The following is a 9,210-nucleotide window of genomic DNA, read 5'->3' on the forward strand; positions in this document are numbered from 1 at the left end:
GTCCAGCACCCCTCGTCCGGGGGCACGTACCTCTTCGGGCGGCGCCAGCTCGGGCCGTGGTGGGGGTACGTCGCCGGCTGGGGCTTCGTCGTCGGCAAGACGGCGAGCTGCGCGGCGATGGCCCTGACGGCGGCCGCCTACGCGGTGCCCGGCCCGTGGCAGCGCCCGGCGGCGGCGGTGCTCGTCGTCGCCCTCGCGGCGCTGGGCTACCGCGGCGTCACGCGCACCGCGCGGGCGGCGCGCGTGCTGCTCGTCGTCGTGCTGCTCGCCCTCGCGCTCGTCGTGGTCTCGGCCGCCGCCGGCAGCGGCGGCGCGCCGGTCTCGGGCTCCCCGTTCGACGGCCTGCTCGCGCCGGGGGACGGCGGCTGGCGCGGCGTCCTGCAGGCCGCGGGCATCCTCTTCTTCGCCTTCGCGGGCTACGCGCGCGTGACGACGCTCGCCGAGGAGGTGCGGGCGCCGGAGCGGACCATCCCGCGGGCGGTGCTGCTCGCCCTGGCGACGGTGCTCGTCGTCTACGGCGTCGTCGCGGTGGCCGCCCTCGGGGCGCTCGGCCCCGCCGCGCTGGCCTCGGCCGCGGCGCCGCTCGAGCAGGTGGTGGCGACGGGGCCGTGGCCGGGCGCCGGCGCGCTGGTGCGGGTGGGCGCCGTGGCCGCCTGCTGCGGCGCCCTGCTGGCGCTGCTCGCCGGGATCAGCCGCACGGCGCTCGCGATGGCCCGCGAGGGCGACCTCCCGCGCTGGCTCGCGGCCGTGCACCCGCGCCACGGCGTGCCCCACCACGCCGAGGTGGCCGTCGCCGCGGTCGTCGCCGTCGCCGTCCTCCTCGGCGACCTGCGCGAGGTCATCGGCTTCTCCTCCTTCGGGGTGCTCGTCTACTACCTCGTCGCCAACCTCTCGGCGCTCACCCAGACCCGTGAGCACCGGCTCGCGCCGCGGGCCGTCGCCGTCGTCGGGGCCGCCGGCTGCGTCGTCCTGGCGCTGGCCCTGCCGCTCGCCTCCGTCGTGGCGGGGGCGGGCGTGCTCGCGGCGGGCGTCGTGCTGCGACGGGTCGCGGGACCCGGCCGGCGGTCGGCGCGCGGGCGCCGCGGATGAGCCGGCCCTCGATGCGGTGCACCGTCGGATCGTCCAGGGAGGCCGCCGGTACGCCCTTCCGGCCGGGAGGCGGCGGCCGTAGCGTCCAGCGGTCGTGAGCGAGGAGCCGACGGCCGTCCGCCCCGACCAGCGGGCGGGAGCCGGCGCCACGGTCTCCTCCGTGCGCGCCGTCGCGCCCCCGCCGGCCCGTGAGGGCGTCGCGGCCCGCGCGCGGTTGGGGGAGCCCGCGGACCGACCGGGTGCGGTGTCGCTCACCGACCGCTCCCTGACCCGCGGCGGCCGTCCGTGGTTCCCCGTCATGGGCGAGTACCACTTCAGCCGCGACCGCGCCGACCGCTGGGAGGAGGAGCTGCTGGCGATGAAGGCCGGCGGCGTGGGCGTCGTGGCGACCTACCTCATCTGGTCGGTGCACGAGGAGCGGCGAGGCCGGCTGCGCTGGGACGGCGACCGCGACGTGCGGCGCTTCCTCGCCCTGGCCGCCCGGCACGGCCTCCTCGTCGTGCTGCGCGTGGGGCCCTGGGTCCACGGGGAGGCCCGCCACGGGGGCTTCCCCGACTGGGTGCAGGCGTTGGACGTGCGGCACCGGACGAACGACCCGCGCTACCAGGACCTCGTCCGCTCGTGGTTCGCCGCCGTCGCGGGCCAGGTGGGCGACTTCCTGCGGACCGACGCGACGCCGGACGCCCCGGTCGTCGGCGTCCAGGCGGACAACGAGCTCTACGACGACCCCGAGCACCTGGCGTGGCTGCGCGCCGCGGCCGAGGAGGCCGGCCTCGTGGCGCCCCTGTGGACGGCGACCGCCTGGGGCGGTGCCCGGCTGCCGGAGGACCTCCTGCCGATCTACGCCGGCTACCCGGACGGGTTCTGGGCCGAGGCCGACGACGGGTGGCCCGACTTCGGGCGCACGCACTTCTCCTTCTCGACCGTCCGCGACGACCTCACGGTGGGGGCGGACCTGCGCACGAGCGCGGCGGTCGCCCGCCCGCAGGACGAGCGCTTCCCCTGGGTGACGTGCGAGCTCGGCGCGGGGATGGTCCCCGCCTACCACCGCCGTCCGCTCGTCGACCCGGAGGACGTCGCGGCGCTCGCGCTCGTCAAGCTCGGCAGCGGCTCGGCGTGGCAGGGGTACTACCTCTTCCACGGCGGCACGCAGGTGGTGGGGGAGACGGGGTCCCTGCAGGAGTCCCAGGCCACCGGGTACCCCAACGACCTCCCCGCCCTCGACTACGACTACGGCGCCCCGGTGGGGGCGCACGGCCAGCTGCGCGAGCACTACCACCTGCTGCGGCAGCAGCACCTCTTCCTCGAGAGCGCCGGCGCCTCGCTGCTGGGCGCGGCCGTGGTCCTCGCGCCCCCGGCCGAGGGGGCGCCGCGCTGGGCGTACCGCGGGACCCCGCGGGGCGGGCACGTCGTCCTCGCCCACCACCAACCGGCGGCCGAGCCCCTGCCGGACCTGCCCGGGGTCCAGCTGCGGGTGGAGCTCGAGGACGGCGACGTCGTCCTCCCCAGCCGGCCCGTCACGCTGCGCTCGGGGGTCTGCGCCGTCTGGCCCGTGCGGCAGCCGATGGGCGGCCTCGCCGCGGTGAGCGGCACCGTGCAGCCCGTCACCGAGGTGGCCACGGCCGACGGGCCGGTCGTCGTCGTCGCGGCGACGCGCGGGGTGCCCGTGGAGCTCGTGCTCGAGGGGGTGGCGCCCGACGAGGTCACCGGTGCGCGCGTCGTCTCCTCCGAGGGCGGGCGCACCGCCGTCGCCGTCGACGGCGCTCCCGGGCCGGACCGCGTCGTCCGCGCGGCCGGGACGACGGTCGTCGTGCTCGACCCGCGGACGGCGGCCCGCACCTGGCGCGGCGAGGTCGGCGGGGTCGACACCGTGCTCGTGTGGGACGAGGGACTGCTCCTCGACCGGGGGCGGCTGCGGCTGCGGACGAGCCGGCCGGAGCAGCGGCTCCTCGCCTGCCCGCCGCTCGCCCGTCCCGGACCGGGCGCGGTGCCGCTCGGCGCGGGGCCCGGCGTCTTCAGCGCCTACGCGGTGCGGGGGCCGGAGCCGCTGGCGGAGGAGCCGACGGTCACGGTCCTGCGGGAGGCGACGGCGCCGGCGCCGCGGCGCACCGGCGGCCCGGCGGGTCGGGCCTCCGCCCCGCGGTCGGAGGACCTCGCCGGCGCGGCGCTCGTGCGGGTCGACCTGCCCGCGGTCGACGTCCTCGCTGATGGGCCGGGGGACGACACGGGGGACCGGCTCCTGCTGACCCTCGACTGGGTCGGCGACGTCGCGACGGCGTCCGTCGACGGCGTCGTCGTCGCCGACCAGTTCTGGCACGGGCGCCCCTGGGACGTCCCCGTGGAGCCCGGCCAGCGCGAGGTCGTCGTCACGGCGCTGCCCCTCGACCCGGCGACGCCCGTCTTCCTCGACCCGCGCGTGCGACCCGGTGGGAGCGAGCCGGTGCTCGAGGTCCGCTCCGCCCGGCTCGTCCGCTCGCGCCTCGTCGACGCCGCCTCCTGAGGTCGCGACCGGTGGGGGTGGGGGGCGTCCGGACGCACGAGCGCCCCGCGAGCCGGGGCTCGCGGGGCGCCGCGGAGGGTCGAGCGGGTCGGGGAGGCGCCGGTCAGTGGCTCTCGCCCGGGTGCAGCAGGGACTGCGGGTTCTCGACCTCCTTCATCCGACCGCTCTTGATGTCGTCGAGGAAGCTGCGCACCTCCTGCTTGACCACCGGCATGAGGAGGTACAGGCCGAGGATGTTGACGAAGGCGCAGGCGAAGAGCATCGCGTCGGCGAAGTCGAGCACGGCGCCGAGGGTGAGGAGCGTGCCGAGCACGGTGAACGCGAGGTAGGCGACCTTGAAGATCGTCTCCGACGTGCGGCTGCGCCCGAAGAGCGTGGTCCAGGCCTTGAGGCTGTAGTAGCTCCAGGTCACCAGCGTCGAGTAGGCGAAGAGGGCGACGGCGACGACGAGGAGGTACGGGAACCAGCCGGCCACCTCGGCGAAGGCGTCGGAGGTGATGATGACGCCGTCGATGGCGTCACCGCCCCCGGCGACCGCCTCGCGCGAGGCCACGTACGACGCGGGGTTGGCGATGATGATCGTCAGCGCCGTCATCGTGCAGATGAGCACGGTGTCGACGAAGGGCTCGAGCATCGCGACGAAGCCCTCGGTCACGGGGCGGTCGGTCTTCACGGCCGAGTGCGCGGTCGGCGCCGAGCCGACGCCCGCCTCGTTCGAGAAGGCCGCGCGCTGGAAGCCGATGATGAGCGCGCCGAGGGCGCCGCCCGTCACGCCCTCGGGGGAGAACGCGCCCGCGAAGATCGACCCCACGGCCTCCGGCACCTGGCCGATGTTGAGGGCGATGACGACGAGGCACGAGACGACGTAGAAGACCGCCATCGCGGGGACCAGGCGGCTGGTGACGGCGCCGATCGACTTGATGCCGCCGATGATGACCACGCCCACGAGCGCCGCGAGCCCGAGACCGAAGAGGAGGGTGGCGAAGGAGCTGCTGAAGAGGCCGTCCTCGCCGCCGGTCACGTTGCGGACCTGGGCGAAGGTCTGGTTCGCCTGGAACATGTTCCCGCCGCCCATGCCGAACAGCAGGATCGCGACGGCGAAGAAGCCGACGAGGAACTTCGACACGCCTCGGGCGAGCACCCCGTCCCCGAATCGGGCGAAGGCCGCCCGCAGGTAGCGGAACGGGCCGCCGGTGACGGACCCGTCCTCGTGGATCTCGCGGTACTTCACCCCGAGGGTGCACTCGACGAACTTCGTGCACATCGAGATGAGCCCGGCGACGACCATCCAGAAGGTCGCGCCGGGTCCGCCCGCGGCGACGGCGACGCCGACGCCGGCGATGTTGCCGAGCCCGACGGTGCCGGAGACGGCCGAGGTCAGCGCCTGGAAGTGCGTGACCTCCCCGGGCTCGTCGCCGCGCGTGTACTTGCCCCGGACGATGCGCAGCGCCAGGGGGATGTGCCGGATCTGCGGCACGCCGAAGACGACGGTGAAGATCAGCCCGGCCGCGATGAGCCACACGACCACGAGGGGGAGGCCGGGGCCGAAGGGGAGGGTGAAGAAGATGATCGACTGGGCCACCTCGGTGATCGGGGTGAACCGTTCGTTGACGAAGTCCTCGATGCCGGTCACGTGCGCTCCTCCGGGCTCGGGTGCGCGCTGCGGCGCGGGGGCGGGACCACGCGGCGGGTCGCCGCCGGCGGGTGGGGCTCAGGACGCACGCCACGACGTGCGTCCTGACGTGCGTCCGGGCTGGTCATCGGTGCAGGGTGTCGCCGCCCCCGGAGGGGCGCAAGGACCTCCGGCCGTCGTGGCCGTTCCGTGACCGTGGGCGCCAGCGGTGCGCCCACGGGCCGCCCGCCGTCAGCCGGCCTCTCCGCGGCGGGCCCGGTCGACGAGGTCGGCGGCCGTCTGGCGCAGCTTGGTGTTGGTGCGCTGGCTCGTGCGGGACAGGTGGGCGAAGGCCTCGTCGGCGTCGACGGCGAGCCGCGCCATGAGGACGCCCTTGGCCTGCTCGATGACGGCGCGCGAGCTCATCGCCTCCTCCATCTGCGCGGCGAGGCGGGCCGTCGAGCCGTAGAGGGAGGCGTTGGCGAGCGCCACCGCCGCGTACGAGCCGAAGGTGCGCGCCAGCTCGACGACGTCGGGGTCGAGCGCGCCGCTCGTGCTGTAGAGGTTGAGCGCGCCGACGACTCGCTGGGCGACGGGCAGGCCCAGCGAGGCGGCCGCGACGACGCCCTGGCGCCGGGCCTCCCGCGCGAAGTCGGGGTAGAGGTCGCCGAGGTCGTCCAGGTCGAGGAGGACCACCTCGCCCGAGACCGCGGCGTCCAGGCAGGGCCCGAAGCCGGCGTCGTACTGCCGCTCGTCGAGCGCGGCGGCGACGGAGCCGATGAAGGCGGCCGAGCGGGCCCGGCCGTCCTCGACGAGCGTGACCGAGAGCGCCTCCACCCCGCGCAGCACCGTGGCGGCGAGGTCGGCGACCCGCTGCAGGTACTGGCCCAGGGGCTGGTCGAGGGGCAGCCGGCCCAGCTCGGCCAGGACGAGCGCGACGTCCTCGGCGGGGGCGGGCTCGTCCTCGAGGGGCCGAGTGGTGCCAGCGGTCATGTCGCCCTCCTGCTCAGCGTCCGCCCGGATGGGCGGGGACCCGTCGGGGCGGTGGCTGCACCCCTCGCCGGTGGGACCGGCGCCGGCGTCGGCGCCCGTCGTCCGGGGCCGCCACCGGCGCGCCGACTCTAGGGGGCCGCTCGGGGTGAGCCCCTCGACCACCGGCTCGCCCCGCCGGCGACCCCGTGGCCGGGGCGAGGCGGCGGCGGGGCCGCCGTCCGGGGGAGGGGAGGAACACCGGAGCGCTCGCGGGGGTTGAGCGGCATAGACTCAAGTCTCGACGGCGCGAGTCGTCACCCCGCCAGACCGCCGGACCACCGGCACGCACGAGGAGGTACCCGTTGGACGCCGAGTTCACGACGAGGACCCGCGAGGCCATCACCGCGGCGGTGCAGGCCGCCGCCGCGGCCGGCCACCCGCAGGTGGAGCCCGCCCACCTGCTCGCCGCGCTCACCGAGGACGCCGCGGGCGTCGTCGCCGGGCTGCTCGAGGCCGTGGGGGCGCAGCCGGCGCGCGTGCGCGACCAGGCGCAGGGGCTGCTCGCCGCGCTGCCCCGGACGTCCGGGGAGACCGTCGCGCAGCCGCAGCTCTCGCGCGGCGCCCTGGCCGCCGTGCCCGTGGCCCAGCAGGAGATGCGCTCGCTGGGGGACTCCTACGTCTCCACCGAGCACCTGCTCCTCGCCCTCGCGGCCGACGCGGGCGCGACCGGCGGGCTGCTCCGCTCGGCGGGGGCCACGCGCGACGCGCTGCTCGACGCGCTGCCCCGCGTCCGGGGCACGGCGAAGGTCACCTCGCCGGACCCGGAGGGCACCTACAACGCGCTCGAGCAGTACGGCACCGACCTCACGCAGGCGGCCCGCGACGGCCGCCTCGACCCCGTCGTGGGCCGTGACGCGGAGATCCGGCGGGTCGTGCAGGTGCTCTCGCGGCGCACGAAGAACAACCCCGTCCTCATCGGCGAGCCCGGCGTCGGCAAGACGGCCGTCGTCGAGGGGCTCGCGCAGCGCATCGTCGACGGCGACGTCCCGGAGTCCCTGCGCGGCAAGCGCCTGGTCTCCCTGGACCTGGCCGCGATGGTCGCGGGCGCCAAGTACCGCGGGGAGTTCGAGGAGCGCCTCAAGGCGGTCCTCGCCGAGATCCAGGGCAGCGACGGCCAGGTCGTCACCTTCATCGACGAGCTGCACACCGTCGTCGGCGCGGGCGGCGGCTCCGAGGGCGCCATGGACGCGGGCAACATGCTCAAGCCGATGCTCGCCCGCGGGGAGCTGCGGCTCGTCGGCGCGACGACGCTCGACGAGTACCGCGAGCGCGTCGAGAAGGACCCCGCGCTCGAGCGCCGCTTCCAGCAGGTCTTCGTCGGCGAGCCCGACGTGGCCGACACGGTGACGATCCTGCGCGGCCTCAAGGAGCGCTACGAGGCGCACCACAAGGTCACCATCACCGACGGCGCCCTCGTGGCGGCCGCCCAGCTCTCCGACCGGTACATCACCGGTCGCCGCCTGCCCGACAAGGCCATCGACCTCGTCGACGAGGCCGCCTCCCGCCTGCGCATGGAGCTCGACTCCTCGCCCGTCGAGGTCGACGAGCTCAGCCGCGCCGTCGACCGCCTCGTCATGGAGGAGATGGCGCTCGCCAAGGCCGCCGAGGACGACCCGGGCGCCGCCGAGCGCCTGGAGCGGCTGCGCGCCGACCTGGCGGACCGCCGCGAGCGCCTCGCCGGGCTGTCGGCGCGGTGGGAGCGCGAGAAGAGCGGCGTCAACCGGGTCGGCGAGCTGCGCGCGCGCCTCGACGGGCTGCGCTCGGACGCCGAGCGCGCCTACCGCGACACCGACTGGGAGACGGCGTCGCGCCTCACCTACGAGGAGATCCCCGCGGTCGAGCGCGAGCTCGCGGAGGCCGAGGCCGACGAGGCCGGGGACGCCGGGGAGGAGCCGATGGTCGCCCAGCGCGTGGGCGCCGACGACGTCGCCGACGTCGTCGCCGCCTGGACCGGCATCCCCGCCGGGCGCCTGCTGGAGGGGGAGCAGGACAAGCTGCTGCGGATGGAGGAGGTGCTGGGGCGCCGGCTCGTCGGCCAGCGCGCCGCCGTGGAGGCCGTCTCCGACGCCGTCCGGCGCAGCCGCGCCGGGGTCAGCGACCCCGACCGGCCCACCGGCTCCTTCCTCTTCCTCGGCCCCACTGGCGTCGGCAAGACGGAGCTGGCGAAGTCGCTGGCGGACTTCCTCTTCGACGACGAGCGCGCCATGGTCCGCATCGACATGAGCGAGTACGGGGAGAAGCACTCCGTCGCGCGGCTCGTCGGGGCGCCCCCCGGGTACGTCGGGTACGACCAGGGCGGCCAGCTCACCGAGGCGGTCCGGCGGCGCCCCTACGCCGTCGTGCTGCTCGACGAGGTGGAGAAGGCGCACCCCGACGTCTTCGACGTCCTCCTGCAGGTGCTCGACGACGGGCGGCTCACCGACGGCCAGGGACGCACGGTCGACTTCCGCAACGTCGTCCTGGTCATGACGAGCAACCTCGGCAGCCAGCACCTCGCGGACCCGTCGCGGTCCGCGGAGCAGCAGCGCGAGGCCGTCATGGTCGAGGTGCGCCGCGCCTTCAAGCCCGAGCTCCTCAACCGGCTCGACGAGGTCGTCGTCTTCGACCCGCTGGGCACCGAGGAGCTGAGCAGGATCGTCGCCATCGCGGTCGACCGGCTCGCCGACCGCCTCGCCGAGCGGCGGCTGGGGCTCGAGGTGACGCCGGCCGCCCGCGACTGGCTGGCCCTCGAGGCCTACGACCCGGCCTACGGGGCGCGACCGCTGCGCCGGCTCGTGCAGCGGGAGGTCGGCGACCGCCTGGCCCGCGCGCTGCTGGCGGGCGAGGTGGGCGAGGGCGACGTCGTCGTCGTGGACGTCGACGAGCCCGAGGCCACCGGGGCCGCCGTCCCCGGACACGACCTCGCCCGGGACGACCAGGCCGGGGCCGGTGCGCCGCTGGCCCTCGCGGCCGCGCCCTCGGGGGCGGGTGCCGCGAC

5 protein-coding genes are annotated in these 9,210 nt (G+C 76.3%); 3 read left to right on the forward strand and 2 right to left on the reverse strand.

Features of this window, described 5'->3' with window-relative positions; translation table 11 throughout:
• The coding region (locus HLB09_RS09090) for an APC family permease (protein WP_171203068.1) at nt 1-1,089 on the forward strand (1,089 nt) is incomplete at its 5' end.
• Nucleotides 1,090-1,183: 94 nt separating this feature from the next.
• Nucleotides 1,184-3,589 carry a beta-galactosidase gene (locus HLB09_RS09095; protein ID WP_171203069.1) on the forward strand — a complete coding sequence of 802 codons (2,406 nt, stop codon included), beginning with the start codon at nt 1,184-1,186 and terminating at the stop codon, nt 3,587-3,589.
• 103 nt (nt 3,590-3,692) lie between these two features.
• Here HLB09_RS09095 and HLB09_RS09100 read toward each other — a convergent pair whose 3' ends face one another.
• Nucleotides 3,693-5,222 (reverse strand): alanine/glycine:cation symporter family protein, encoded by a 1,530-nt coding sequence (locus HLB09_RS09100; RefSeq protein ID WP_171203070.1) that lies wholly within the window; start codon nt 5,220-5,222, stop codon nt 3,693-3,695.
• A gap of 231 nt (nt 5,223-5,453) precedes the next feature.
• The gene (locus HLB09_RS09105) at nt 5,454-6,194 is read right to left on the reverse strand and encodes a GAF and ANTAR domain-containing protein (RefSeq protein WP_171203071.1); all 741 of its coding nucleotides are present in this window, start codon (nt 6,192-6,194) and stop codon (nt 5,454-5,456) included.
• A 341-nt stretch (nt 6,195-6,535) separates the two neighbouring features.
• Between HLB09_RS09105 and clpB the strand changes: the two genes are divergently transcribed.
• On the forward strand, nt 6,536-9,210 hold a 2,675-nt coding region (gene clpB, locus HLB09_RS09110; RefSeq protein ID WP_171203072.1), incomplete at its 3' end, for an ATP-dependent chaperone ClpB.

The organism is Pseudokineococcus marinus (assembly GCF_013004605.1).
Classification (GTDB): Bacteria; Actinomycetota; Actinomycetes; order Actinomycetales; family Quadrisphaeraceae; genus Pseudokineococcus; species Pseudokineococcus marinus.

What these genes read in the sequence shown, in the direction of transcription:
- HLB09_RS09105 (WP_171203071.1), bottom strand. Translation starts at nt 6,194, where the DNA reads ATGACCGCTGGCACCACTCGGCCCCTCGAGGACGAGCCCGCCCCCGCC.